At 59.9% G+C, this 26,081-nt stretch carries 19 protein-coding genes; 14 read left to right on the top strand and 5 right to left on the bottom strand.

The features are described from left to right. Position 1 precedes the first annotated feature (1 nt). From ACZ5MJ_RS33890 to ACZ5MJ_RS33880, 3 genes are read right to left on the bottom strand one after another with little or no spacing between them, the layout of a single operon-like run. Complete coding sequence (locus ACZ5MJ_RS33890; RefSeq protein WP_464226845.1) at positions 2-1,231, bottom strand: TraB/TrbI/VirB10 family type IV secretion system protein; 1,230 nt, start codon at positions 1,229-1,231, stop codon at positions 2-4. Then, a complete protein-coding gene (locus tag ACZ5MJ_RS33885; protein WP_464226843.1) occupies positions 1,231-2,130 on the bottom strand; it encodes a TrbG/VirB9 family P-type conjugative transfer protein in 900 nt (299 codons plus the stop codon). Before ACZ5MJ_RS33885 ends, ACZ5MJ_RS33890 begins: the two co-directional genes overlap by 1 nt. A 16-nt stretch (positions 2,131-2,146) precedes the next feature. Next, a complete protein-coding gene (locus tag ACZ5MJ_RS33880; protein ID WP_078201857.1) occupies positions 2,147-2,854 on the bottom strand; it encodes a VirB8/TrbF family protein in 708 nt (235 codons plus the stop codon). 446 nt (positions 2,855-3,300) lie between these two features. Between ACZ5MJ_RS33880 and ACZ5MJ_RS33875 the strand changes: the two genes are divergently transcribed. From ACZ5MJ_RS33875 to ACZ5MJ_RS33810, 14 genes are all read left to right on the top strand, one after another. Beyond that, on the top strand, positions 3,301-4,353 hold the full coding sequence (locus ACZ5MJ_RS33875) for a CpaF family protein (RefSeq protein ID WP_464226842.1): 1,053 nt from the start codon (positions 3,301-3,303) through the stop codon (positions 4,351-4,353). 17 nt (positions 4,354-4,370) lie between these two features. Beyond that, complete coding sequence (locus ACZ5MJ_RS33870) at positions 4,371-4,718, top strand: prepilin (protein WP_464226841.1); 348 nt, start codon at positions 4,371-4,373, stop codon at positions 4,716-4,718. 1 nt (position 4,719) lies between these two features. Next, positions 4,720-5,049: a conjugal transfer protein gene (locus ACZ5MJ_RS33865; protein WP_464226840.1), complete on the top strand. Its 330-nt coding sequence runs from the start codon at positions 4,720-4,722 to the stop codon at positions 5,047-5,049. Next, on the top strand, positions 5,043-7,496 hold the full coding sequence (locus tag ACZ5MJ_RS33860; protein WP_464226839.1) for a VirB4 family type IV secretion system protein: 2,454 nt from the start codon (positions 5,043-5,045) through the stop codon (positions 7,494-7,496). Before ACZ5MJ_RS33865 ends, ACZ5MJ_RS33860 begins: the two co-directional genes overlap by 7 nt. A gap of 11 nt (positions 7,497-7,507) precedes the next feature. Next, a complete protein-coding gene (locus ACZ5MJ_RS33855; protein WP_078201862.1) occupies positions 7,508-8,245 on the top strand; it encodes a TrbJ/VirB5 family protein in 738 nt (245 codons plus the stop codon). Next, on the top strand, positions 8,242-9,291 hold the full coding sequence (locus ACZ5MJ_RS33850; RefSeq protein ID WP_464226838.1) for a type IV secretion system protein: 1,050 nt from the start codon (positions 8,242-8,244) through the stop codon (positions 9,289-9,291). Before ACZ5MJ_RS33855 ends, ACZ5MJ_RS33850 begins: the two co-directional genes overlap by 4 nt. Beyond that, positions 9,291-10,550 carry a TraI domain-containing protein gene (locus ACZ5MJ_RS33845; protein WP_464227056.1) on the top strand — a complete coding sequence of 420 codons (1,260 nt, stop codon included), beginning with the start codon at positions 9,291-9,293 and terminating at the stop codon, positions 10,548-10,550. The genes ACZ5MJ_RS33850 and ACZ5MJ_RS33845 overlap by 1 nt, the downstream gene beginning before the upstream one ends. Beyond that, positions 10,550-12,406: a conjugative transfer system coupling protein TraD gene (traD, locus tag ACZ5MJ_RS33840; RefSeq protein WP_464226837.1), complete on the top strand. Its 1,857-nt coding sequence runs from the start codon at positions 10,550-10,552 to the stop codon at positions 12,404-12,406. Before ACZ5MJ_RS33845 ends, traD begins: the two co-directional genes overlap by 1 nt. 7 nt (positions 12,407-12,413) lie before the next feature. Continuing rightward, positions 12,414-12,920 (top strand): hypothetical protein, encoded by a 507-nt coding sequence (locus ACZ5MJ_RS33835; RefSeq protein ID WP_078201865.1) that lies wholly within the window; start codon positions 12,414-12,416, stop codon positions 12,918-12,920. Continuing rightward, the gene (locus ACZ5MJ_RS33830) at positions 12,895-13,188 is read left to right on the top strand and encodes a hypothetical protein (RefSeq protein WP_078201866.1); all 294 of its coding nucleotides are present in this window, start codon (positions 12,895-12,897) and stop codon (positions 13,186-13,188) included. The genes ACZ5MJ_RS33835 and ACZ5MJ_RS33830 overlap by 26 nt, the downstream gene beginning before the upstream one ends. A gap of 3 nt (positions 13,189-13,191) precedes the next feature. Next, entirely contained in the window at positions 13,192-13,809 is a 618-nt protein-coding gene (locus ACZ5MJ_RS33825) for an IncC plasmid conjugative DNA transfer DtrJ family protein (protein ID WP_078201867.1), read from the top strand. 57 nt (positions 13,810-13,866) lie between these two features. Then, positions 13,867-14,712 (top strand): ATPase, encoded by an 846-nt coding sequence (locus ACZ5MJ_RS33820; protein WP_464226835.1) that lies wholly within the window; start codon positions 13,867-13,869, stop codon positions 14,710-14,712. 247 nt (positions 14,713-14,959) lie between these two features. Beyond that, a complete protein-coding gene (locus tag ACZ5MJ_RS33815) occupies positions 14,960-16,687 on the top strand; it encodes an ATP-dependent helicase (protein WP_464226834.1) in 1,728 nt (575 codons plus the stop codon). Between the two features lie 3,222 nt (positions 16,688-19,909). Further along, the gene (locus tag ACZ5MJ_RS33810; protein WP_464226833.1) at positions 19,910-21,769 is read left to right on the top strand and encodes a phage integrase family protein; all 1,860 of its coding nucleotides are present in this window, start codon (positions 19,910-19,912) and stop codon (positions 21,767-21,769) included. Between the two features lie 945 nt (positions 21,770-22,714). Here the strand turns inward: ACZ5MJ_RS33810 and ACZ5MJ_RS33805 are convergent. Together ACZ5MJ_RS33805 and ACZ5MJ_RS33800 are read right to left on the bottom strand one after the other, a co-directional pair. Then, entirely contained in the window at positions 22,715-23,686 is a 972-nt protein-coding gene (locus ACZ5MJ_RS33805; protein WP_464226832.1) for a ParB/RepB/Spo0J family partition protein, read from the bottom strand. Next, positions 23,683-24,894 (bottom strand): ParA family protein, encoded by a 1,212-nt coding sequence (locus ACZ5MJ_RS33800; RefSeq protein WP_078201874.1) that lies wholly within the window; start codon positions 24,892-24,894, stop codon positions 23,683-23,685. Before ACZ5MJ_RS33800 ends, ACZ5MJ_RS33805 begins: the two co-directional genes overlap by 4 nt. Between the last annotated feature and the right edge of the window lie 1,187 nt (positions 24,895-26,081).

Raw genomic sequence — 26,081 nt, 5'->3', positions numbered from 1 at the left:
CTTAGTCACGATATGCCTCCAGCACCATGTCGTGCTTGACTTGCACCATCATCTTCTGGCCCGGCTCGGTCGTGATCGTCGGACGGATGCTCTGGTTGCGGTTCAGGATGGTGGATGCGGTTTGCGCCGCAATCTGGCCGGCAGCATTGCCGTACGTCGTCACGCCAGACGGTCCTACGGTTGTGGCTGTGTTGCTGTCATTAAAGCGTTGCTGAAGGAAGCCGATAACCAGGGCACCACTGAAGATCTTCCAGAAATGGTTATTGACGTCTCCACTGATGCCGGAGTACCCGTTTGGGTCCGCCCCTTGCATACCCATGAGGGGCACCGTCTTCCCATTGGGCAACTGCATACGCACGAATGCGGCGAGGATGCGCTCCTGGCCGACCGTGACCTCGGCGCTGTAGGCACCTACCAGGGTGCTGCCGGCCGGGATCACCTTGCACCGCCCATTCACCGTGTCGTAGACGTCCTGCGAGACGGTCGCGCGGAATTCGCCTGGCTTGTCCGAATTGAGGCCGCCCGCGAACGTTGCCGGGATGACGAAGCCTCGGCTCAGCGTGCACTTCGGGAGCTTGCCGTCAAAGCCGGTGCGCAAGGTCGTCATGGCACCTGCTTCGCGGAGAAACTGCTTGTCCGGCGAGACGGCCAGTTCCGGCGCTTCCGGCGCCCCGCTGGCAGTGCTGGCACGGGCCGCGGCGGCTTGCTGCAGCGCCCGCATCTGCGCGGGATCGGTCAGATCAGCAAGCCCGGCCGGCACCTTGGCCTGCCCGAGTTGGGACTTGCGTATGCCCTTCTTGAAGATCGAGGCCGTGAAGATATCGTCTTCTTCGTTCTTCTTCGCATCGGATGCTGCAGCTTTTGCCGGGGCGGCAAGATCCTTCGCCGTCATCACTGGCGCGCTGCCTGCATCCGGCTTCACTGCCAGTGCGCGTTGGCGCTCCGCTTCAGCACGCGCCTTGGCCGCCTGATCACGAATCGTGGCCTCGAGCGTCTGCCCGTTGTCGCCGCTGCTGGCCCGTTGGCGCAGCTGCTCCGCCCGATCCTGCTCGGCCTTGGCATCGGACTGCTCTTCGCTGACCGACTGGAAGTAGTAGCCGAGCCCGCCCACCAGCAAGGCGGCGATCACGCCCAGCGCCACGACGATGTTGCGCGGCAGCTTTCCCTTGACGGTGCGCTCCTGCGCATCCGTCACATCGGACACACCGGTGGACGATGTGCGATCGCGCATCAGAACAGCCCCAGGATGCGCCGGCGACCGCGCTCGACCTTGACCTCCTCGCTCCCGGAGCGCAGGGCTATGGCTTCCGCCAGCCGCTGTACGACCAGAAAGTCGCCACGGCGTATGAAGTTCACCACCACATAGTCGCTGCCGTCCTTCGCCAGCGGCACCGGCCAGTCCGCGCCCTTCGGTATCCGCAGCCACACCGCCTTGCCATCATCAAAGGCTGCCTCCGGCTTGAAGCTGGCGCTGCCCGAGATGGAATACTCGAAATTGAGCTGCTCAGGCCCTACGGCAAGGGCATCCGCATTGCGGACGCCCTCCGGATCAGCTTTCCCCTCGCCCTGCTCGCCTCTCGCATCACTACGCGCCTTGGCCTTTGCTGAAAATGTCGTGGGGATACGAAAGCGCACTTTCTGGTAGAAGATGCCGCCCAACGGCGACGATACGAGCGTGAACTCGTAGCTGCGCTTGCTGGTGTTCACTGAAAGGGTATTCACCAGACCCGCCGCTTGGGGCTTCACGTACAGATGATTCAGGCCATCGGTTTCGTAGTCCCAACGAACGCTCTCACCCCACGCCGGCTCGCCAACGATCTGCTCTTCCTCGGGAAACTCGATCGTGGTCATCTTCAGCGGCGCACTCAGCACACGAAAGATCTGGTCGCGGTTGTAGGTAAAGACGACAAGGCGGGAGTCACCCGGCAGCGCGATTGGATCCACGCCGCCGTTAAAGGGGTTGGCCGGGTTCATGGCGTCGCTAATGTCGCCGATGCCGAGGCTTGCGACGCTGGCGCCGACCCGGCGCGCCGGCTTATCGGCAGCGTGCGCGCCCGGTATGGCAAGAGTCAGCGCCATCACAGCGGCGGCAACCAGGGAACTCAGCGGAGATGACTTGCGGATATCCATGAGCGTAGACCCGGCCTCATGCCGGCGATTTCTGGAGGCTGAAGAAAACGGGATGGACACCGAATGGATTGGTGCCAAGCACGGCGTCGCTCGTCGGCGGTTTTACCTGGTAGCGGAACGTCATCGCGTACCGCATCTTGCGCGGCTTGTAGCCGTCCTCCGTGGTGGTGGTAATGAATTCCACCGCGACGGTACTGTCGGGCAGGACGGCCACATTGGTTACCTTGACTTCGCGGACAAGGGTTGCCGACGCACCGACTTGCCGAAACGGCTCATCCTCTGCCACCCAATCCTCGAACTGCTTGCGAGCGGATCCGATCATCTGTTCGCGGACCGAACGCAGGTTGCGCGCCATCCGTGAGTCCTCGACCTGGGTTGTCAGGATCGGTTCGATGGTGAACCAGCGCGTCACGAGATCCTTGAGGGCCCATTGCAACTGAATGCCTTCCGGCTGGAACGCCTCAAGCTCACGCACGATCGGCTTGCCGCTCGCATCCGCCGACACGCCTACAGCCTTCACGACCGAAGGCGGCGGTTCACGCGTCATGATCGCCGCCAACGCAATGCAGCCCAGGCCGAGAGTTGCGACCTTCCAATGGTTGCGCTCCACGGAGATTCTCGTGGTGCGATCGAAGATCAGCTGCTCGGGGCTTTCATTGCCATACATCCCTGGCGCAACGGCGAGGGGCTTGGCATTGTCGGAATCTTTGCGGAAGAAGCGCATGCTGCGGCAGTCCTTTGGGATGCCGCCAATTTAAGCAGTGAAGTCACCCCTTCAGGTCGCAGAAAGCCATGCGATTTTGCGCGGCTTTCCGAGAATTTCCGCGATCTCGCCAGATCACACAGGACACTTGAGAGGCTTCCGGCGCTGTAGCGACGCCAATTCCTGCAACGGGCTTCTTGGAGACGGCTAGAAGCTTCGTTTGATGTCTGCCTCTCCGTCCCACCCAATATCCAACCGCCCCGAAGGAGGATTACCTGGAAAGCCGATGGTTTTGGTATCGCTTTCCGGGAAAACAGCATAAGCATGCTCAGACTTTCCGTTTCGCACCACCGCCTAGACGTGGGCTCAGATCAGAGCCGTGTTCACCAAAGAACCGTAGAAAGCTGGCAAAAATCGTACAGCTTTCAACACGCCACACGAGACATCGCCCGCCAACAATAGCGGGCATGGAATCCTCAGTCTCCAACCACCCCGTACTGCAACTCAGCCAGCTCGAAGAAAGCGCGGTCGCGATGTTCTTTGAATCGCTCGCGCCAATACGCGCCTACATCGATGCATCCGATGTGGCTGAAGTCATGGTCAACCGGCACGACAGCATCTGGGTGGAGCGGCGCGGCGAGATGACGCGACTGGACGTGAGGATCGAGCCCGCCAAGTTGGAGGGCGCCGTCCGCTCCCTGGCTTCGTCGGTGCAGAAGTCTGCGGTGCGCGGCACCGCACAAGGCATCATCAATGCCGGCCATAAAGGGCTTCGCATCGCCGCCGTCATGCAACCCACCGCCATTGACGGCCATGCGCTGAGCATCCGCCGGCACCGCGAGACCAATCTCTCTCTCGGCGACTATGTCAAGGCTGGGGCTTTCTCGTCCCGGCACGCCCGCAGCAAACACACCGATCAGCCCATCTTCACGGGCTCGGTCGAAGATGAAGCGCTCAAGGATGCCCTCATTGAGCTGGTTCGGCAGCGCAAGAACATTCTTGTCGCAGGCGGCACCTCTTCCGGCAAGACCACATTCTTGAACGCCCTCGTCGAGAATATTCCCGACGGCGAGCGTGTCTTGACCATCGAGGACACGATGGAGCTCAAAACACGGGTACCCAATACGGTCCGCCTGCTCTCCAACACCGACAAGCACGTGACCACCCAACAGTTGGTCGCACTGGCCTTGCGCTTTCGGCCTGATCGCATCCTCGTTGGCGAGGTCCGCGGCGGCGAAGCCTTCGACCTGCTGCAAGCCCTGAACACCGGCCACGACGGCGGTATGGCCTCACTTCACGCGAACAATGCCCGCTCGGCCCTGTCGCGCCTGGAAAGCCTGGCAATGCTTGGCATCCCGCCAGGCTCCCGTTGGGAATTGGACGACATGCGCAAACTGATCGCCGAATGCTTCAACTACGTGGTGCATATGCGCCGCACCGGCGAAATGCGCCACGTCTCGGAAATCATCGAGATCAAGGGTTTCCGCAACAACGACTACGACCTCGAACGCGTTTTCTAAACCAAGGAGTCTTTCCAATGTCTTCCCCGTTTGTCCAATGTGCCGCCAAGACGGCGCGCAAGTACGCCCCGTCGATGCTGGTCCTGGTCGGCATGATGAGCGTGGCCACATCCGCCGTCGCGGCCGACTACGGGTTCCTCGGCAACCTGGGCGAATTCATCTGCGGCATCGCCACGTTCATCAACACGAAGTACCTCTTTGTCGCCGGTCTGATCCTGATCGTCCTGGGCGCCATCGGTATCGCCAACTCCGAGTCGACCATCATGAAGTTCGTCTCGGTGATCTGTATCGGTATTGGTCTTGCCGCTGCGGCCCCGGCGATCATGAAGACCCTCGGCGTTGCCGCACAGTGCACGGGCTTCTGATATGCGCGAGCACCACGTCACCATCGGCCTTTCCCGCCCCCGCCAGATCGGTGGGGCCGTGCGCGGATTGGCCATCGCCAACGGCACGGTTGTCGCTCTGCTGGTGTATGTGACCTTCCGCAGCGGCTGGAAGATCCCGGTCGTGGTGGTGCTGATGGGCATGGCATTTCACGCGCTCTTGCGCTGGCTCACGACCCGGGATCCATGGTGGAACCAGATCCTGAACGTCTACAACCACTACGGCGACGTGTACGAATCGACCCCATGGCACGGCAAGCTGCATGCCCTCTTCCGCCGCCCCTACGGCTTTGACAGCGACCTGCCATGCTGAAGCTAAAGCGACGCCCCCTCTATGAGTTGGTGCCGTGGCTGACATCGATCTCGCCGGAACTGATCCTCAACAAGGATGGGTCGCTACTGGCTTCCTACGCATTTCAGGGTGTGGACGCCGACAGCCCCGATAGCAACGACATCACGTCTGCGCGCAATCAGCTGGACCAGGCATGCCGTACGTTCGACAACCGGATTACCGCATGGTGGAAGATCAGCCATCGGCGCACCCGGGACTACGTCGCAGGGGAATTCGCGTCGCAGGCCGACAGGCGTCTGGACGCGCTTAACCGGGCGCACATGACGACCGGCAAGTACTTCCACAATGCCCACTCGCTGGCACTCGCTTACACGCCCGAGAGTGGCATCGCGAAGTTCTTCGACAAGGCCGGTTTCCACATGACGGTCGGTGGCAAGTCCATCTACGCGGCGATCCTCGAGGCGACGAAAGACACCCTTTTCGCACGCAGCGCCTTTGCCTTTGACCTGGAGAAGATCTCGGCGGATGCGCGTCGGTTCGAGTCGATGCTCGACGCGTTCACGGGCGGCGTGCCGCGCCTGCGCACCCGCCGCCTTGTCATGCAGGAAAGCTACGCCGCCCTGCACCAGGCTGCCAATCCGAGCGTCCCGCCGAGGCGCATTCGCTACCCGGTGACCCTGCTCGACACCCACCTGACCGAATCCGAAGTGACCGTCGGCGCCGAGCGCCTGTTGTTCGAGTCCGCCCATGGCAAGCGGTACGCGGCAATCGTCGCCGTTAAGGAATGGATGAGCTTTCAGGAAGCGGCACTAGACAGCCTGATGCAGCTCGACGCCGAGCTCGATGTCTGCATCATGTATCGATTCCTCGACACGGCTCGCGCTGCGGCCTACATCGAAAAGGTAAGGCGCTTCTACAAGATGGCAGCGCTCAACATCCGCTCCATCCTGAAGCAGTACTTCGCCAAGGAAGAGGCTGACAACGACGAGGGCCGCGAGGAACTTGCCAAGGAAGCTGGCAAAGCGCTCCAGCGGCTGACGGCCAAGAACACTCAGCACGGCTTTGCCAACATCTCCATCATTGTCTACGGTGATTCCGAGGCGGCCGTCGAGGACTCGGTCAGCGAGGTGGTTGGCGCGCTCACCAACGCTGGCTTCGGGGCAATCCGCGAGAAAGCCAATCTGATGGCCGCCTGGAACTCTACCCTGCCCGGCCGCTGGGACAAGCAGCGCCGACTGCAGTTCGTTGAGACGCCCGCGGTTTCCGACCTCGCCCCGGTCCGATCGGTCATGCCCGGCCCCTCGCGCAACGACTGGCTCTCGGACAAGGCAGGCAAGGAAGTGCCACCGCTGACCTGCCTGCCCACCCGCCATCGCACCGCGCAACGTGTCGACCTGCACCAGCCCGGTGGAAATGCCCACCTGATCGTCATTGGCCCAATCGGTGCGGGTAAATCCGTGTTCCTGAACTTCCTGGTTTCCCAGGCTGGCAGGCACGATGCTCGCCGCATCCGATTCGACAAGGACAGATCCACTCGCATCACAACGCTCCTGAGTGGCGGGAAGTTCATCGACATCACCGGCAAGTTCGAAGCGGCGACTCGGGTCAATCCGCTGTCGTTGTTGGCCGATCCTATGAACTTCACCTACATCTCCGAGTGGGTGACGCTGGCCATTGAGGACGACTCCTTCACGCTTTCGCCCCAGCAACGCCAGGATATCTTCGAGGCAGTGAAAATCCTTGCCGGATATGGGCGAGAGAATTGGACTCTGGGCCGGCTCGCAACGCTGCTGCACGACAGCTTGCGGGAACGTCTGCAAATCTGGCTGCAAGGCGGACAGTACGGGCATTTCTTCGACCATGCAGAAGACGCGTTCGAGATCAGCGACAACCTGTCCATCGAGATGGGGGATCTGTTCCTGAACTATCCGCGGGCGGGCGCGCTGTTCATGGACTACGCGTTTTATCGCATCAGCCAGAGCCTCGGCACGCGATACACGATCATCGAGGTGGAAGAACTGGGCTTCTTCTTCACCAACAGACGGTTCTACGAGCGGTTCGAAATGTGGATCGTGACCATCCGCAAGCTCAATGCTGCGCTCTGGGGTGCCACGCAATCGCTCAAACAACTGGCCCGGGTTGCCGACTTCGAGATCCTGAAAGAGAACGTCGGCAACTTCATCTACCTACCGAACAGCCAGGCGAACACCAGCAAGGACCTCTACAAGGAAAAGTTCGGCCTGACCGATGACCAGATCCAGATGGTGAACGACGCAGTACCGAATCGCGACTATCTGTGGATCACGCGCTCCCAGACGCGGATGCTGCAAAGCCCGTTCTCCGACGAGATGGTGGCGATGTTGCGCTCGGATGGTGTCGCGCAATCGATTCTTGATCGTCATTACGCGTCGGGCGCGCCCGACTGGCAGCAAAGCTACGTGCGAGAGATGCTCGCGCGATCGGTCTAAGGAGAGTTCCAGTGAAGAAGTGGTTCACCAAGGCCGCGGTCGCGGCATCCTTTCTTGCTTCGCCGGTGGCGCACGCCAGCGGGCTTCCCGTTATCGATGTGGCCAACCTGGTCCAAACGACGAGAACCGCCCTGCAATCGCTGAAAACGGAGATCTACGAAAACACAAACATTGCCTATCAATACCGGATGATGGCCAACCAGCTGCTTCAGGCCACCGGCATGGACCCCGTGCACCTGGCCGAACAGCTGGACGCTATCAAGGACGACATCGGCAAGTACGACGCCTACGGCGTGACGCTGAAGGATCTCTATGGCACGGTCTCCGAGAATGCCGATTACCTGAGCAAGGTTCAGAGCATGATGTCCGCTTCCGGCAAATCCAGCGGTCAGTGGCTTGAGGATCAGCGCACGCTTCTCGCCAACGGCGACAAGACCGCAAAGAACCTGTTCAACCTGGGCAACAACGTCGTCAAGAACGTGCAGACGCAGGCGAAGCGGCGCCAGAAGATCCAGAAGGAAATGAAGCTGACCGGCACGGCACAAGCTGCTGCCGAAGCGACGAACGAGATGCTGGATGTCCTTGCAAACCAGAACTCCGATCTGCTGCAAATCATGAGCGCGAAAACGCAGTCGGACGCCGACAAGGATCAAAAGGCACTGGCCGTCGAAGCCGAGTCGGTAGACGCCGCGCGCCGGCTGCAGGCAGAACGCGAACAGCAACGTCAGCGCATCCTGAACTTGAAATGAGCCACGCCTCGCTGATCCGACACGGCCTCTGTGCGGTGCTCACCGCACTCGTCTTCGGCTTCCTCACCCTCTTTTCCTGCGTTGCCGTTGCACAGGATGCGACCAGTAGTGGGGATAGCGCCACAGCCGCAAGTGCTGGCGCACCTGGCGAGGTCGGTCAAGGCATCAAGAAAGCGCTGGACAAGATGAACGGCATGCGAAGCGGGCTCATTCAGGCTGCGGTTGGGCTCAGCGAACGGACGCGACCTGACGCCACTAAAATCGCATTCGGACTCGGGGTAATCACCTTCGTCTTCGCCGGCCTACGATTCGCGGCTACGAGCGACGCAGTATCCGCATGGACGGATCTCTTTGAGACCTTTCTGGTAGTTGGCATCTTCGCGTCTCTCTACGCCAGCTACACCAGCTTTGCGCCCGGGCTGTTTGTCTGGTTCAACGATCTCGCCCAAGCTATCAATGGGGGTGTAGACATCTACAACGTCCCCATCTCGTTGGCAAGGACCGGAGGCAGCTTCTACGACTCCGTGCTGAGGACACTACTCGCGGGATTCGCCAACCCACTCAAACTGATTGATGCCGTCGTCTCAGCGATTCTGTTCGGCTTGGCATTCATTGCGGTGCTGATTGCCGCCTTGATCTACTCCTGGTTCATTCTGGTGGGTCACCTTCAGGTAGCCGTAGGCATCGTGGTGGGCCCACTAGCCGTTGCATTTGGCATGGCGGACATCTCCCGAAAATACTTCACAGCGTGGCTGGACTACATGGTTACAGGATCGATGTATATGGTTGTCGCCGCCATCATCTCTCAGCTGGTGAGCACCACACTGCTCAGCATCGTCACAGACGTTGGCAACATCGGCACGGACACGCTTCTTGCTGCAAGCTACGCACTCAGTATTGCCATCCTATTGGGCTTTGTCGCCCTGGAGATTCCGAAGATCGCCGGATCTCTCTTTGGAACTGGTGGCGGGGTGAGTGGCACCGGTGGCATGAAGATGTTTGGGCGCGGAGCCTGGAACCTCGGCACGAAGTTGGCAGGGAAATGATGACCCCTCACATTCACCTTTCCGCTTCCGCTCTCCTTTCCTCCCAGGCAGACCGTGTCGCTCTCATCCGACAGTACGCCAACGAAGCGGACGGCGCGGACTTCAACCGCAAGTGGCTTGATGTGCTGGAGCGTTGCGCAACGTGGTTCTCAAGTATGCCACTGCGTCACAACGAGCATGCCGAGGCCGGTGGTGCATTTCGGGCAACGGTTGAGGCGGCCTACTTCGCCATGCGCCTGTCTGGCGCACAGAAATTCGCGGCCAATCAAACGTCCGAACGGCGCAGGCAGTTGGAACCGCAATACCTGTATGCGCTCTTTCTCGCCGCCTGCTGCTCCCGCCTTGATGAGCCATGCCGACACTTCCAATTCTTTCGGGACAGGGATGGGGTGGAGTGGATCCCTGCCGTGCATGGAGCTTTCGGTCCGTGGCTAAGCGATGACACGTATCGCGTCACCCGTCGCGATGCGGCGCTCCCACTGGAGCGCATGCGCACCGCGTTGCTGGCGCGCGAGATTCTTGGTGCGGACCGGCTCGCACAGTTCGACGGCCAGGTCCTCGCTGATCTTTTTGGCGCCATCAACCCCGAGCCTCGACCGACCGGACTCGAGACCTTGCTTCACAAGGTTGTCCGGCAGGCCATCGACACAGTGACACAGTTCGAGATCAAAGCCCGCCGCGCCGCCTTTGCGCCCGACACGACGCCTGCACCGAGTGTCGAAGCGCTAACCGCCGCGGTAGATTCGACCCAGATCAAGACACCCGCCCCACCAGCACCGGCGCAAGCCGATTCGACATCCGGCCCGGAGAACGCGAGCACCGTGGTGGTGTCGCAGATGGATAAGGAAGCAGGCCCTGGAACTGGCGAAGCGCAGTCTCAAGCCGAGACAGCCGAAGGCACGCAACGTGAGGTAGCGCGAAGCATCGTACAACTCGACGGCACCAAGTCGCTGCGCCCCGATCAGACTGCCGACCCCTTCAAGGAAGCCTTGGCGGGTGCGTCCAACCTGATGCGCGAGTTCTTCAGGGCGCTAGCACAGGACGTGTCAGCGGGAAAGGTGAAAGTATCGTGGGTCGATAGCAAGCTGGCAATTAGCAAGCGCATGCTCAGCAATTACGGCATCGCGTCCGAGACGCTCATCGACAACCTTCGCAAGTTCCAACTGCTCTACAAGATCGTCGGCCAAGACATCCTTCTGGTAGACAAGGTGGCGAACCTCATCGCGTCCCGTCCGCAATCCCCCGAGAGCAGCGAGTGATGCACCACTACATCAATCACTTTCGGCCCATTTATGAATTCCGGGCGGCCATCGGGTGGCTTCTTGCCGCAGCGCTGATGTTGCTAAGCGATATGCCGAGCCCCGGATATTTTTCCCTGTTCTGCGTTGCCATGCTGCTGTTCCGATCGGCACAGGTTTGGCGCGCGCTGAAGTTTCGGCTGGCCATCTCCACCAAGTGGCTAGCGGTCCTTCGGATCGAGGCGCTGCTCGCGCTGAGCGCGCGCATGCGAAAGACCGACGACGCCATGTACCTTGGCACTGGCTTTGAGTGGACACAGAAGCATTGCCAGATCGCGCACGACATCCTGCGCATGCCGTCAAGCGATATTCCCGGCTTGGCGCGGTGGCTGCCGCAGCCTATAGTCGAGCGAGTCGAGAAACTGTTCGCGCCTGCGGGCAGCATTGCCGACCGTTCGCCTCAGGGCAAATCATGGATACACGGCATGGAGCCGAAGAAGATCCAGGTGCCCTTTCACTACAAGGCGATGCCCGGCCATACGTCGGTAAGCGGGACGACCGGCTCAGGCAAGACCCGGACCTACGAGGTCATTTCGACCCAGGTCATCCACAATCCCAACGACATTTTAATTATTGTCGACCCGAAGAATGACGGCGAGTGGGTCGCACGCGTCAAGCGCGAGTGTGAGCGCACTGGCCGCAAGTTTCTTTATTGGAAACAGGCCGCGCCGTCGCAATCCATCCGCCTCAATCCGCTAGAGAATTGGTCGCAGCCCTCGGAAATTCCAACGCGCATCGCGCAACTGATGGAGGAAGGCCCATTTCGCCAATTCGCCTTCCTGTTCATCGACCGCGCGGTGAAGGGCGAACTCTACGTCGGCGACAAGCCTAACCTGCGCTCTATCCTCCAGTACGCCCAGAACGGCATCAACAACTTGCTGGATCGGGCCCTGCAGCGGTTCTTCCCTGAAGCCGGCAAGCCGGATTGGGAAGAGGAAGTGATGGGCTACATGCAGCAGGTCGGCCAGCGTCCTGGCGGCACGCGCTTAGACGGGATGGCTCGGCTCTACATCGAGCGCTTCTCCGACAAAGGGAATGGCCACGAGGCCATCGATGGCCTCATCGCCACGTTCCAGCACGATCGGGACCACTACGGGCGCATCATCGCCTCTGCCCTACCACTGCTCCAAATGCTGGCCACCGGCGAGACGGGCCTCATGCTGGCGCCGAAGGCCGACGACTTCGACGATGACCGGGAGATCTGGGACATCGATAAGGTCATCAAGCAGAAGGCGGTGCTCTATGTCGGTGCAGATTCTCTTTCCAACTCAATGGTGGCCCAGGCTGTCATGTCGATGCTGCTGGCTGACATCGCATCCGTCGCCGGCTCCATTTACAACTTCTACAAGAAGCCTCCAGAAATCGTCCTGATCGTCGACGAGGCTGCCGAGGCGATCAACGAGCAGATGCTGCAGATCCTGAACAAGGGGCGTGGCGCAGGCTTCAAGGCATTCGTCGCCTACCAGACACGCTCGGACTTCACCGCCAAACTGGGAAACGTGGCGAAGATGCAGCAGGTTTTGGGCAATCTGAACAACCAGCTCGTCTTACGATTGGAAGATATCGACACGGCCGAGTGGTTCTGCGAGAAGGCTGGCACCACGGCCATCCGGAATGTCGTGGTGTCGAGCAGCACGAGCACTGGCACCGAGGCGCATGTCGGGGAGTTCAGCGGTTCCGTGTCACGTTCGACCCAGCTTGAGAAGGCGCCCTTGATTCCGCATGAATTGATCATGCAGTTGCCCAACCTGCAGTATTTCCTGCGTATCTCCGGTGGCTCCGTCTACCAGGGTCGAATTCCAATCATCCAAGGTTAAAAGGTCAATGCGCACCAGCCTGTTCCGACAAATCGCCAAGGAATACAAACTCTCCGCGAAGCTCTCGCCCGTGTTCATCGTCTCGCCAGACCTGGACGACGTATGCACGCGGGTGGTCGATTACATCGGCGTGAACTTCCGCGTGCGTGAAGACCCGTTGGTCAAGGAGATGCTGACAGACGCTATCGTTGCCTGGCGCGCCGCTCGCAAGCATGGTGACGCCAACGTGGCCTTCATGAAAGGTCTGTTCGGCCGTGCGCATGATCTCTACGCCAAGCGCTACGCCGCATTCAAAGGCGAGAAGTACAACGTTTGGTATCCCTACCACGAGTCGATCCCGTCTTTCGAGCAACGCCAGCCCATCGGCTACGTCTGCCAGGTGGTAAACGAACCAGTTCCCGGGAATGTGACGCAGCGATGCGCGGCGTTCCAGTTGGCCGCGCGCGTACTGACCGGGTACAGCTTCACCCGCTACTTTGAGAACTACGATGTCGCTCGAGACTTTGCACACTAAGGCGAGGCAATCGCTCGCTTCGCTGCGCGAGATGCAGCCGCGGATCGCCGCACGGCTCTTTCGCGTCGATGAGACCCTCGCATTCGAAATGCATGCGTGGATTGCCGCAGGGAATGCGGAAGCGCAAATACCAAGCACATTCCTGCTCGGCAACGCGGCCCCTTGCTTCGCGCTGATTGGCATTGCGGCGCGCAAGCCGCCATTGTTTTGGGGCGCGCTCGCTGCAATCCCTGCGCTGCCTGTTCTGCTCGCTCTGCACTGGATCTGAGCCATGGCCAACAGTCGATTCGTCTCCCATGTGCGGATGTGGATGCTAGCCGCGCCGCTGATGATATGTGCCATCGCTCCGTTCATACAGGACGATGCCGCATTCGAAGTGAGTGAAGGGGAGCAGGCTTCGGTTGCGCATGTGCTGGGGCAGCTCAAGGCTGACAAGGCTACGACCGTGGCTAACGACCGCTTTGATCGATGGTTCGTCCGGTCCGGTGCGTTGCGGGCATCGTTCTCCGGCTCGGATGCGAACACGGCACTACCCGATGCTGGCGCGTCCGAATTCGGGCGGGGTTGGATGCGGCACTTCTGGTTGACCATCTATCGGGCGGTCTATCGGGCGGCCGTCGCGCATTACTGGCTTTTCGGAGGGATGGTGCTGCTTGTTGCGCTGCTCAACGACGGCGCCATGTCGAGAAAGATCCGAGCCGCCGGCGCTGGGTTCGCGAACCCGGTGACGTTCCATGTCGCTGCACACGGCTTGCTGCTGTGCTTCGGCTTCGGTGCATCCGCCCTGCTGCTTCCGGTTTGCCTGCTGGCCTACTGGTGGACCTTCGGCGTCTGCCTGGTTGGCTTGCTCAGCTGGCGCCTCGCGGCGTCATTTCATGTCGGCAAGTAGTCGACACCATCTTTCTGAATGCCAAAGGCCAAGTGGCTGGCCATCCAAGGAGAAATTATGACAACTACCGATTTGACCCCTGCCGAACTGCCCGCTACGGTCAGCGAACTGCTTGATCAGCCACTGGCCTCTGTTGCGGTCGACATTGCCGGCACCGCGGATCGGCCCGATGACGTTGAGTCGGAGCTGCTTGAGATGGAGGCGTCTGCCGACGTCCTGCGCAAGGAAGGCATCATTTCAACGGCCGACCTGGAGAAGAAGAAGGCAGAGGTCGAGAGCACCCGCAAGCTGTTCCGCGAACTCTCGCCGGAAGATCGCCAGGCGATCGTTCGGCGCCGGCGTGAACTCGGTCGCCAGATCCTCGAGCGCGAACTCGCTGGCGCTGCAGTGGTTGCAGTCGGTCTGAAGCTGAACCATACCCGTCTGCGACCGCTCTTCGAGCAATGGTGGCCGTACATGAACCGCATGTCGCTCAACCTGCAGCGCTTCGGTCAGTCGACCTTCTCGCGCAGCGAACTGTCGACAATCGAAACGTTCCTGGAGCGTGAGTTGGCAAAACTCGAAGACTACGTCGACGAGCAGCTGCGCGTTGCTACCGCCTACCGCCAGCAACGCCAGCAGGAAATGCGTGCGAAGGACGACATCGTTTTTGAACCGACGATTACGCGGCCGTCCGTCGAGCTGGAGGTCCAGGCCTACTCTCGCTTTGCCGTCCGAGCGCTTCAGGTCCTCATCAAGTTCGACCAAACCATGGACCAGTTCGATTTCTTGGTTTGGAACGGCATCCGCGACATGACGGACGTGAATGACGAGGTCACCAGGTTCCTGCGCAAGTTCCAGCCGCTCGGCCTCCGTTGCTATACGACACACCTGAAGCTGATGACCACCGTTCGCGGCGTCTGACCGTCCGCCTGCACGATCCCGCTCAGTCATACCAAGTCCCCCCCAGCCTTAGTTCCTACCTCGGTTTGGAAGCAAGAGGATTCGCACTCTGTGGGGGACGTAGTGACGGCTAGTGGGACCACGTGGGACATGCTCCCACCTTTCGAACGAATCAATAGACGTCAACATCTGCCCCGACGTACCACTTCGGGGTACTTGCTGTTTTGAACCGGCACCAAGTGCCACTTACTGCCACATTGCGATCGCCATGTCGCTCGAAAAGGTATTGGAAGGACTGAACCCCGCCCAGCGCGAGGTGGTCGACCTGCGTCAGCACTGCGTCGCCGTGGCCGTGCCAGGCGCCGGAAAGACGGCGACGATTGCGGCGAAGGCAGCCGTGCTGCTCGCCAACCCAGACGTGACGGTGGGCGCGGTAACGTTCAGCAAGGACGCCGCGATCGAATTGCGTGACCGTATCCTGGCGCTAGCCGGCGCCGATGCCAAGAAGCGACTGCTCGCGGGCACCTTCCATTCGCTGGCCTATAAGCAACTCGGGAAGGGAACCGGGCAGCTCACCGATATCGTCCACGACGGCGTTCGATTCGCTATCGTCGGGCAGATCCTGCAGAAAGGGGGATTCGATGGGAAGGTCGAGGACGCGATCGCCGCGATTGAGCGCGTCAAGATGCAACTGTCCGACCCGCCCTCAGGAACCGTGGAGGCTCAGCTGTATGAGGCCTACCAGAGTGCCCTGGCCCGGAACGGCAAGATCGACTTTCAGGACATGCTGCGCTTGGCTGTAGCTGGGATGCAAAGCGGAACAATTGCGCCCTACCGTATGACGTACCTGCTTGTCGATGAGTACCAGGATTGCGACAGTTTGCAATCACGCTGGACGGCGCTGCACGCGGCGGCCGGTTCGATAGTAACGGTAGTCGGGGACGATGATCAGTCGATCTACGGATTTCGAAGTGCGCTCGGATTTCGGGGCATGGAGGCATTCATCAAGGAGTTCGACGCGCGGTCCGTCATCCTCGGGGAGAACTACCGCTCACATGCCGAGATCCTGGACATCGCGGACCGTGTCATTCGAAACAACAAGGACCGTATCCTGAAGGAGCTGGTAGCCCATCGCGGGCCTGGCGGCGCTATCGAGTTCAAGCGTTTGGAGGACGAGTACAAGGAAGCGGTTTCAGCGGTTGAGGCGCTGACACCGGTTTTGCGGGCTGGCAAAACGGCGGCCGTGCTGGCGCGGACGAACCGCATTCTCGATCCATTGGAGGCCGTCTGCCGCTCGCACGGTATCAAGTACTACCGGGCAGCCGGCCGCTCTATCCTCGATCGCCCGGAGGCAGCGTTGATGGGGGACCTGCTGGAACTGATTCAGAAGTCCAAGAGCTCTGGCATCGATGCCCTGCTAGGTTTCGCCGGAATTGGCTCGCATGAGCTGCAGTTGCTACACACGCAGATTGCGGCGAAGCCGGAGGGATCGATTCCGCGAAAAAAGGACCTGGTGCGGGCTGGGATCGCAGAATCAACGGTCGACAAGTATCGCGACTTCCTGAAGAAGCTTGCGGAATGGCAAGCGCTCTGTGAGCGCCAATTCTTTTCCCTCGTTCTCGATGGCGTGCGCGAATGGATGCTCAAGTTTGTGGCGGACGACCCGGGCAAGCGCGCTATCAATACCGCGTATGACGTCCTGACGCGGCTGAACGGTCCATTCTCGGAACGCCTTCTGTTTCTGCGCCAAAAGAATAACGAACCGGCCGACGGCGCCTTGGTGCTGACGACCATGCATGCCTCCAAGGGGCGCGAATGGTCGGCTGTTGTTGTGATCCGGGCCGAGGAAACCATCGTTCCGGACGAAGCCAGTCCGGAGAGTGAGGAGCGTCGACTGTTCTACGTTGCCCTCACGCGCGCGCGCGACTGGCTGCAGATTTCTACGGCAAAGAAGAACCCCACGTCCCGGTTCGTTGTTGAAGCCGGGCTAACTTGATTTGTTAAGCAGCCGGTCGTTCGTGGTGTCTGATGGTTGCGAGCTCCCTGCCATCGTGCGTGCCACAGCCGTCCGGCACTTCATTTTTGTGCGTAGCGTTGGCACTCGGATTTCAAGGAGGGGTTGTTGAGCCCGTAGGCATCCTCATAAGCGAAAAAAGCCTGGAGTCCCGCGGCTCCAGGCTTTTAATCGGCATTGACAACAGGCGTAGCAGGCTTCAAATCCCTCTTGACTTGTCCAACAACAAGACAGTCCGAGTTTATGAAGCCCACCCCTCGTTGTCAATGCTCCTCACAAGTTTGCGCATTGATCGTAGAAGATGAGCTATCGCTTCGACGGGCTTCCTATTGCCCGAAGAACAACAACGTGTGGCGGTGCGCCGCACTCTCCGGCCCCTGTCGAAAGCGACGGTTCGCAACCCAAGACAGTCAGGTGCGATGCAGGCCGGCTGCCGGAGCGGATTCTCAGGGCGATCGCATTGGTCTACGAGTCCGATGGGGTCCGGGCTTTGCATATCACCAGTCGCCAAGTCTTGGCAACGCTCATCCGCTTCGCCCTGAACCAGAAGGATCCCACCTCGCTCGCCTTCATTAAGAAGGCGACCATTGCGCGGCACCTCGCGATTAGCGAGGCCACTGTCTATCGGGCGCTTGGCGCACTTGAAGATGCCGGGCTTATTGAGCGTGAAAGGCAGCAACGCACGAGGGCGCAGCTCGAGGTCGTTGGGCGGATCGCGTTCACCGCAAAGTTGCTACAGTGCATCGGGCTCGCTGGCCGGGAGCTTGGGTACCCAGAACCTCGAACGGGCTCCGATGAGTCGCGGTCATGCTCCGCATGTCTCGCACCAGTGAGTGGCGTAAACAACCCCAAGCAGTCTTCTACGAAGAAACATTCCGGGCCGAGAGCCTTTGTGCAAATTCACGATCGGGCTGTGCCCATTGATCTAGCTCCTCTCGTGCGCGACCAAGAGCTGACGACGTCCGCCCTCTTCCTTCTGATGCGGCTCGCGAGGGAGGCCGGCCACCGACTGTCGGACGTTGTCTCGGCAGCGGGTCATGTTCTTGGGCCGCTCCGGGGACGAGAGCTGTTCGCCTACCTCAAGTCGCTCGTCGGAAAGCCCATAGACTACGGCCATGTTGTGCGAACTCGGAAGGCCCAAGAAGACGAGAGGCGCGCAACCGCCGCGCAGGCGGCGCAGGACCGGCTGGAGGTTGCCCAACTCATTGAGCGATACCGTGGGCGACGGGTGTTTGCACCCGACGGTCGGATCTACGAGGTCGACTCGGCATCGATTGTGATCACCGAGGCCAACGGTCGCCGTAATTCATTAGGGCATGACCAAGCGCGTGCCTGGCTAATCGAGATGGACCGAGCAGCTGCCGGACTCTCCCCTGCTTTTCCCCCACCGAGGTCAACGAAACGGTCGTCGTCGGCCATGGCAGACGCAGCTATTCAGCGCCTTCGCAAATTGGTGGGGTGTCAGACTGGCCTCTCAAGAGGTTTTGTGCCCTGAGTTCGAGGCGCATACCTTGAGCTCGCCTGCCAGCAAACGAGGGACTCAATTTTGCGACTCGCGGCATGGGCGGTCAGAAGAGGTTTGGGGAAGTGTTGGGTCTGAAGGACGGGCGAGCGTGGTGAAGGCTCTGTCGCGCGGCCGATTGCCGCTTTGTCGCTCGTTGGGATCATGGACCTGCTGCAGGTATGCGCCGCGACACTGGGCGCGGCGATCGCAGGCCGGCGGCGTTGTGCGAAGGACTACCAATGGGATCGGCCGGGTCGCGTTACCGTTCGGCCCATCACCGCTGGCCGTGACGCCCGAGCGGATCGAACTGGTACTGCGACTTTGCGGTAACAGCCCGCGCCAGCCATAGACGTGCCCTTCGGGATGCGCTTAAGACAGTGCTCGGTCAGCATTCGGTAGGTTTGGCTGCGGCCCATGCCGCAGGCCGCTTTGATCTGGGTGTCGGTCGCGCCGTCGAGATAGAGGCGGACCGCTCGCGTCGCCGATAGGACTCTCTATGAAAATCCCGTGGTAGGCCAAAAGCTGTGGTTCGACGGCAGTTTGAACGGCAGCGCGAAGAAATCGAGCGTCAAGTCGGTCGGCAAGAAGCGGATGGAGGTCGCCGGTGCGTTTGTAGGCCCATACGGCCTTCTTTACTGATAATCCATATTATCAGTAAAGATTTTTTGCCTGAAGTACGGGGTTTTGGCGTTTCCTTGACGGCTTTCCTGGGGTTCCGAGGCCTTGATACGCCCGGCTTGGCGGGCATTTGGCTGTCCAGCGCCCGTGGCGCCGACTGCGGCGACCCGGCGCGCTTGCCGCGGCCTGGTCGGATTTGGCGGCTCGTTGGCCGCGCGATGCCCTCTCGGACTACGTAAATGATACGTCGCATTGCGCCGCATTGGTGCCTTTTTCGTCGGGGTTGGCATGGCGTCGCAGCCGCCCAACATATGTTTAGAGCGCACCTTGAGCCTGGCTGCCGGTTTCCGGGAGCGTCGGAGGCTATATTGGACGACGCGGACTATCGCCCAGACCGAGAATCCGTGGTCGCGGTGAGCCCGTACCGCGCACAGTGCGCTCTGATGGCAAAGCCAAGTGCAAATACACCGGCGTGATGGTCCCGTACATCCGTGACTGGGAGGAGGTCGTCAAGCAGGGTGACTTCGACGCCGGCGTGAAAGCTCCGGAGCCTGACAAGACCATCGGTCGCGCTTTCATTTTCAACCGCAAAGTGTGCGACGAAACGGTGGAGGGGTGATCCGTACGGCCGAGCTCCTTGCGACCAGCGGTGGCTACCGCGACATGAACTCGGTCAACGCGTTCGACGTGAACGACAGGCGTCCGGACCCTTGGCCAAAATGGCTGGAACAGGTGCTGCGTCGCGTGGAACGCGTTTCCGCGCACGACGACAGCGTTCGTGGCGTTCAAGAAGACGGTTACTTCGAGAGCCTGCCTGCTAACTTTGCTGTGCTGATAGACAATCCCGGCGCCAAGCCGGATGCCTCAGCCTCCATCCACTCCAGAGGCGCTCCCGGTCACGGCCCAGTGAACGGATTCCCGCCGCTCCGCGCCCTTCCCCGCCCAAGGTTTTTTACCCCCAAAGCGGCATCTAGAGGCGGCCCGTCTGTATACCTATCTACCTACCTACCTATCTATTGGATGCGCTTCGGAGGGCCCTATGAATCCATTATGATTAGCGGGAGTTTCTGACCGGATGGCCCATGGCCCAACACAACAACATTGCCGAGCCCGTACGGGAGTACACCCGGACCGATTTCGCCGCCCTGCGCTTCAAGCTGCAACGCGTCGAGGGGCCGGCGATTCTCAACCTGTACAGCGAGGAGGAACTCGAAAAGCGAGGCCTCTCCTCCCCTGCCGAGCTGTACGCCTGGCTTGACGAATTGCGCGACCATCTGGTCGAACGCGCACGTCTGGCCAACCCTCTTGTTTCCAACACCCTGGACGATGCCCGCCGCCGGGGCTCCTGGCCGAAGGCCGTTCTCGATTTCATCATCAAGGCCGGCGAACAGGACAGGGCCCTGCCGAAGCTGTCGGACGGTATCTCGGTCTGGTTTCGCCCCGTGGTGTTTCGCACCTTGGCGGCCGAAGGGCTGCAAACACTGGGCGACCTGAAGCAGTGCATTGAAACTCGGGGTAGCGGCTGGCACCGGCCGATTCCGCGCATCGGTCCTGGCAAGGCGCGCGCGTTCGAGCGGTGGTTTGCGACCAACCAGGCCTCCCTGGGAAGCCTTCAACTACAGCCCGAGAAGCTACCCAACAACCTGGTTACGCTGACAGCCGACGTCGCCATGCCGTTGGTGCCGCTGGAGCGCGTCTCCACGATCGTCCACTCGCTCGATGGCAGCCAGGGTCGAAACCGCAATGCCGCGTTCTGCCTCATCTCGGCGCGCAACGACCTGGAGGTGGTGCAAGCCTATCTGTACCGTTATCGCGGCCGCGACAAGACGCACCGTGCCTACCAGAAAGAGCTTGAACGCTTCCTGCTGTGGTGTGTGTGCAATCGCAAGGTGCCGCTCTCAAGCGTCCTGACTGACGAATGCGAAGCCTACAAGGACTTCTTGGCTAATCCCGATCCGGAATGGATTGGGCCCAAAGTCCCCGGTGGTCGCGGTTCGCCGCGTTGGCGGCCATTCGAGGGCCCGTTGTCGCCCCAGTCCCAGAAGTACGCGGTGCAGGTCATCCGGGCCTTCTTCGAGTGGCTCGTCCGCGTGCGCTACCTTGGCGGGAATCCCTGGGCGACCGTCGCCGACCCGGTAGTCGAGGAGAAAGAGCTGGAGATGGCCATCGACAAGGCATTGCCCTCCCAGCTCTGGCAGGCGCTCACTGCGGAAGGCGGCTTGCTCGACCGCGCGTGCGACCGTCACGATGAAGCCCGACTGGCCTCCGCCGGCGCGCTGCAGGCCAAGCAAGCAGCCACGCCCGGCGCGCAGTACCGCCTCGCGCGCGCCATCATCTTCCTGCTGGGGTACACCGGCATCCGGCGGGAGGAGGCGGCTGGCGCTACGCGCGACAAGCTGCAACCCGTCCGCGAGCAGGCTGGGGCAGCAAATGGGCTCTGGGAGCTTGCCGTGCTGGGCAAGAGGAAGAAGTGGCGCACCGTCTTCCTGCCGAAGCGAGTCGTGGATGCGCTCCAGGCGCACTGGGACGACCGCGGCCACGACTTCGACTTACCCGATGGTGTCCACGCACTGCTATCGCCCGTCGTCGTGCCGAATACGCCTTGGGCCCAGGACAAGCACTTTGTCCCAAACGAGGCGATCAGCACGCTGTCGGGAAATGGCTTCTCACCGGACGGGATTTACAAGGTCATAAAGAGTGCGTTGCTCCGGCTGGCCGACGACCAGGACGTCAGCCTTTCCCCTGAAGAACGGATACTGCTCAAGCGAGCCGCCCCGCACGCGTTCCGCCATACCTTCGCCACGCAGGCCGCCGCCAAGCTGATGCCCGTCGACGTGCTTCAGCGCTTGCTGGGTCACGCCTTCCAACAAACCACGTCCATCTACGTCCAGGCCGAGCGTGCCCGTGGCATCGACGAGGCGACGAAGTTTTTCAGTAACTGAATTCGTGCCCTTCGGCAATGAGCGCGTAGCCCCACGCTCGACCTAACTCTACGACGTCTGCTTCCCCGTACGATTGGGTAGCCGCCTCTAGCGGGTTCCCGGTCGGGACACCGCGTAGCCGCTCGGGAGGAAAGTGTTCCGTTCGGGACACTCTGACTCTCGTTGTGAAGGTGTCCGGCGGAATACTGTCTCGCGCTCTCCCGGTAGGGAAGGTGTCCCGGTCGAGACACTCGGATTCTCGCTGCAAAGGTGTCTCGGGCTGGATGCCGCTTCGCGCTTACCCGGATAGGAACGTGTCCCGTTCGGGACACTCTGATTCTTGCTGCGAAGGTGTCCAGGCGGGATGCGGCCTCGCGCTTATCCGGTAGGAAGGTGTCCCGTTCGGGACATTCGGATTCTTGCTGCGAAGGTGTCCCAGCGGGATGCGGCCTCGGGCTTACCCGGTGGGAAGGTGTCCCGCTTGGGACACTTGATTCCTGCTGCGAAGGTGTCCAGGCGAGATGCGGCCACGCGCTTACCCGTAGGAAGGTGTCCCGTTCGGGACATTCGGATTCTTGCTGCGAAGGTGTCCCAGCGGGATGTGGTCTCGCGCGTACCCGGTAGGAAGGTGTCCCGCTCGGGACACTCTGATTCCTGCTGCGAAGGTGTCCCAGCGGGATGCGGCCTCGCGCTTACCCGGTAGGAAGGTGTCCCGCTCGGGACACTCTGATTCCTGCTGCGAAGGTGTCCCAGCGGGATGCGGCCTCGCGCGTACCCGCTAGGAAGGTGTCCCGCTCGGGACACTCGGACTTTCCTGCGAGGGTGTCCTGGGCGGGAAGTGCCTCGCGCTTAGCCAGTAGGAAAGTGTCCCGCCCGGGACACTTCAGTGGACAAAAAACCCGCCAAAATGGCGGGTTTAATGAGATAGTCACCCCAGCCTAAGCGCGGGATACGCTGCAGGGTCTGTCACTCGGGTTGTATGGAGAACATCTTCCCGATGTATTCGCGTAAGTTGGCTTCCTGCGCCTCAGTGACTACACCTGCCTTGAACTTGAACGTGAGACCCTTGACGTCCTTCGTGATGCTACCGGCTTGAACATTGCCTGAGAAAATTTTCAGAATGCTACGACCGCCGGCATTCGAAGTCGAAACTCCTCGGGTCACTTGCGCGGCGATAGACGGTTCGAGTTTGGTCTGGACAAGGTCTCCCGAAACAACAAGCGGCCACAATTCTCTTGCCGCCTTCAATCCGTTTTCGCCAGTCTTCTTCAATACGTTGGCCACAAGCTGCGCGGCATGTGCCCCCAACAAAGCAGGATTCAGGTCGAGGTCCCGCTTGATGAAATCTGGCAGTTCGTCGAACGATAGATATTTATAGAGTTCGCTCCGAGTGACGCCAATCACTTCAGCGAGACGGGTGCGGTTTGGAAACTCGGACTCTGCGCGTCGCACCGAAATAGCAATTTCGTAGTCTGAAAGGTCATCGCGAGTTACGTTCTCCATCAATGCGAATGCGGCCATGTCCTGGTCTGAGCATTCAATAACGACTGCTCGAATCATCTCCAGATTGAGCAGCCTATGCGCGCGCCATCTCCGTTCCCCTGCAACCAATTGATATGTCTCGCCGACCCGGCGAACAGTCACAGCTTGCAGGAGGCCCGCTTCCGCAATCGACCGTGCCAGCTCAGAGAGCTTTACTTCGTTGAATTGGCGTCTCGGCTGCCATGGGTTCGGTCCGATAGCCGAAACCGGTAGTTCGGATGGCACGCCTTTCGCCTCGAGCTCCTGCACTCGAAGCTGTGCCGCAGCCAACGCGCCTGCCATCCCCGGCGCCGTCTCCGTGCGAGTGGTCGTTCTACGAGTAGCGTCCGGCGTGCGCTCCGCCGTTGAGCGGATGCCCGCTGTCTTAGCAAGCATCTGTTCTCGAATGTTGCTCATTGTGCGGGCCTCCATTGCTTCACGAACATGTCATCAATCCAGCGGCAGTACTCGACCAGGGGCTGCCGGACGCGCTGAAGCGACTTAGACTGGCTGTGAGAGCTGCTGATGTCGAACACCGTGGTGAATGCAAGTGCACCGGAGCTCATAACCGTACTTGCAGGCACCTCGAAGGGGTCAAGCCAATCTTTGTATGCCCCCTGCGCCCAAGTCCGCACGACAGGAGCCGCGGATTGGGGGCCATTATTCACGCGCGTCAGCAGCACAGACACGAAGTCGTATGTCTTGTCCGCCTCAAACTTCATGAACGATTTTGCAACGTCAGAGAATAGGCGCCAGAACGAAATCGAACTGAACAAGTCAAGGTTCTCCGGGACCATCGGCATTACCATGGCATCTGCCGCCAGCAATGCATTCAGGTTCAGATAAGAGAGCGATGGTGACGTGTCGATAATGATGTAGTCATACTTCTTGCGCAAAGGCTCGAGACCTTTGCGCAAGACTTGCCAGAACCGGAAACCAGGAATCTTGAGCTGCATTGCGGGCAAGTGGTACTCCGCCGCAACCAGCTCTGTGTGAGCTGGGATAAGGTCGAGGCCATCCCAATAGGTGGACTGAATCTTCGATTCCAGACTGTCTTCGTGCCCCTCAATGAACGGCAGAACAGTATTCTCAGCAAAGACTTCCTTCTCCGCATAGAGACCGCAAAGCTCCGACAATGAGGCTTGCGGGTCCAAATCCACAAGCAGAACCCTCCGACCCCGCAGACTCAAGCCCTGCCCCAGGCACATCGTTGTAGTGGTTTTGGCCGAGCCACCCTTCAACTGCGAAGTGATAATGATTTTTCCTTCAAAATCACTGGGTCCGGCCTGTAGCGGAGTCTGATAGATGTTGGATACCTTCTGCACCCACTCGCGCGCCTCAGGTAAAGTAAACAGCCGACTGCGCGACCGGCCTGTACCGGTAGACTGACCTTCCGGCAACATCCCATCCCCCTTGGTAGCCAGGTATTGAACCTGCTGCCGCGTCAACCCGCAGAGCTCCGCAATCTCCCCAGTGGTAAACATGGGGGCAACCTTGCGAGGTCGCGGTGCCAAGATATGGTCCCGAAGTTCATTTGCGTAGTCAGTGACGACGGAGGCAAAGGTGCTGATTTTCTCGAGCGAAACCTTTCGGTCTTTGGGTAACGGTGTACTGACGTTCGCCATTTCTGAGTTTTCCCGTGAAAATGAGGTTAAACGGAGAATACATGAAAAAATGGAAAACTTCCGTGTTCTAGGCACATCCCGTACTTCCACGAAAGCGTAAAGTGCATTTATCTGCTCTTCACCAAGTGATGTCCTTGCTTTCGAGCAACTCGCGCTGAGACCCCCAATATGAGCCTGCACAAAACCTCTCACCTTTGCACTGCGCAGAGAACCTGAAGTCAGATTGATCTTGGGAGTTGAAGGTGAGAGATTTTGTGAATTGCACCATGGTCAGTGCGGACCAAGCGCACGGGGATGGGCAATGGAAGGCTTCTGCGGCGCACACAGCCCGCTAAGGAAGTCAAAGGTGAGAGATTCTGTGCAACTTGCCCAAAGGCGACCCGGGCAGGGGGCGGGACGGAGCACAAAATCTCTCACCTAAGACAGACCAGACGGTGGCGAACGGCAGAAGTGGGCAAAGTACTGCCAGGCAAAGGTCTCAAAATCTCTCACCTTCACGCTTGCCTGCGCTCCAGCTACGCCAGGAACGATGAGAAGCAAGGTGAGAGATCTTGTGCAAATGAAATCCCAATCACGTCAACCACAAGTAGCTGCGTGCACAAAATCTCTCACCTTTCAACTGCTACCAATCAATGCCGCTTGAATCTTGCGACGAGGACCGAATAGCTCGCGTAGTGCTGTCCTGTAACAGCTTTGCGCAAATCCAGGGGGGCGGCCAAGTCGTACCGCTCCTGGCGGGACGGGCTACTGGAGACGTGCCCGAGGTTCTGAGCGGCCCGTTTTCTGTCGTCCCTGTCTGTTTGTGGGTTGTTGTTTACAAAGAAAAACCTACAAACCCACAAACAAGAAGAATACTTGTGTTTTAAAAACAAGCACTTAGCCACTAGAGGAGAGAGAATTCAGCCTCAAAAGTGAGAAGTTTTGTGCGCTACGGTGATAGATTTTGAGGATGAAGGTTATATGCGACCCCGGAAAGGTGAGAGTTCGACGATATCAGGGCCCGCAAAGTGAGAGATTTTGTGTCACGCGTGTGAATAACTGTTGTTCTCCCTTGTCAGACAGGAACTTATCCACGTTCCTGCTAACGGACAGGTGAGAGGATTTGTGCTTAGGTGAGAGATTCTGTGCGTGCGGCAATCGGCGTGAAATGAGGGTGATATTCGTGGATTGACATATCACCTGCATCT

Source organism: Cupriavidus sp. LA-1, from assembly GCF_055385985.1.
This window is presented reverse-complemented; position numbering and strand designations above follow the sequence as displayed.

What these genes read in the sequence shown, in the direction of transcription:
- ACZ5MJ_RS33825 (WP_078201867.1), top strand. Translation starts at nt 13,192, where the DNA reads ATGGCCAACAGTCGATTCGTCTCCCATGTGCGGATGTGGATGCTAGCC.
- ACZ5MJ_RS33820 (WP_464226835.1), top strand. Translation starts at nt 13,867, where the DNA reads ATGACAACTACCGATTTGACCCCTGCCGAACTGCCCGCTACGGTCAGC.
- ACZ5MJ_RS33885 (WP_464226843.1), bottom strand. Translation starts at nt 2,130, where the DNA reads ATGGATATCCGCAAGTCATCTCCGCTGAGTTCCCTGGTTGCCGCCGCT.
- ACZ5MJ_RS33810 (WP_464226833.1), top strand. Translation starts at nt 19,910, where the DNA reads ATGGCCCAACACAACAACATTGCCGAGCCCGTACGGGAGTACACCCGG.
- ACZ5MJ_RS33865 (WP_464226840.1), top strand. Translation starts at nt 4,720, where the DNA reads ATGCGCGAGCACCACGTCACCATCGGCCTTTCCCGCCCCCGCCAGATC.
- ACZ5MJ_RS33845 (WP_464227056.1), top strand. Translation starts at nt 9,291, where the DNA reads ATGACCCCTCACATTCACCTTTCCGCTTCCGCTCTCCTTTCCTCCCAG.
- ACZ5MJ_RS33805 (WP_464226832.1), bottom strand. Translation starts at nt 23,686, where the DNA reads ATGAGCAACATTCGAGAACAGATGCTTGCTAAGACAGCGGGCATCCGC.
- ACZ5MJ_RS33835 (WP_078201865.1), top strand. Translation starts at nt 12,414, where the DNA reads ATGCGCACCAGCCTGTTCCGACAAATCGCCAAGGAATACAAACTCTCC.
- ACZ5MJ_RS33875 (WP_464226842.1), top strand. Translation starts at nt 3,301, where the DNA reads ATGGAATCCTCAGTCTCCAACCACCCCGTACTGCAACTCAGCCAGCTC.
- ACZ5MJ_RS33870 (WP_464226841.1), top strand. Translation starts at nt 4,371, where the DNA reads ATGTCTTCCCCGTTTGTCCAATGTGCCGCCAAGACGGCGCGCAAGTAC.
- ACZ5MJ_RS33860 (WP_464226839.1), top strand. Translation starts at nt 5,043, where the DNA reads ATGCTGAAGCTAAAGCGACGCCCCCTCTATGAGTTGGTGCCGTGGCTG.
- ACZ5MJ_RS33880 (WP_078201857.1), bottom strand. Translation starts at nt 2,854, where the DNA reads ATGCGCTTCTTCCGCAAAGATTCCGACAATGCCAAGCCCCTCGCCGTT.
- ACZ5MJ_RS33850 (WP_464226838.1), top strand. Translation starts at nt 8,242, where the DNA reads ATGAGCCACGCCTCGCTGATCCGACACGGCCTCTGTGCGGTGCTCACC.
- ACZ5MJ_RS33830 (WP_078201866.1), top strand. Translation starts at nt 12,895, where the DNA reads ATGTCGCTCGAGACTTTGCACACTAAGGCGAGGCAATCGCTCGCTTCG.
- ACZ5MJ_RS33815 (WP_464226834.1), top strand. Translation starts at nt 14,960, where the DNA reads ATGTCGCTCGAAAAGGTATTGGAAGGACTGAACCCCGCCCAGCGCGAG.
- ACZ5MJ_RS33890 (WP_464226845.1), bottom strand. Translation starts at nt 1,231, where the DNA reads ATGCGCGATCGCACATCGTCCACCGGTGTGTCCGATGTGACGGATGCG.
- traD (WP_464226837.1), top strand. Translation starts at nt 10,550, where the DNA reads ATGCACCACTACATCAATCACTTTCGGCCCATTTATGAATTCCGGGCG.
- ACZ5MJ_RS33800 (WP_078201874.1), bottom strand. Translation starts at nt 24,894, where the DNA reads ATGGCGAACGTCAGTACACCGTTACCCAAAGACCGAAAGGTTTCGCTC.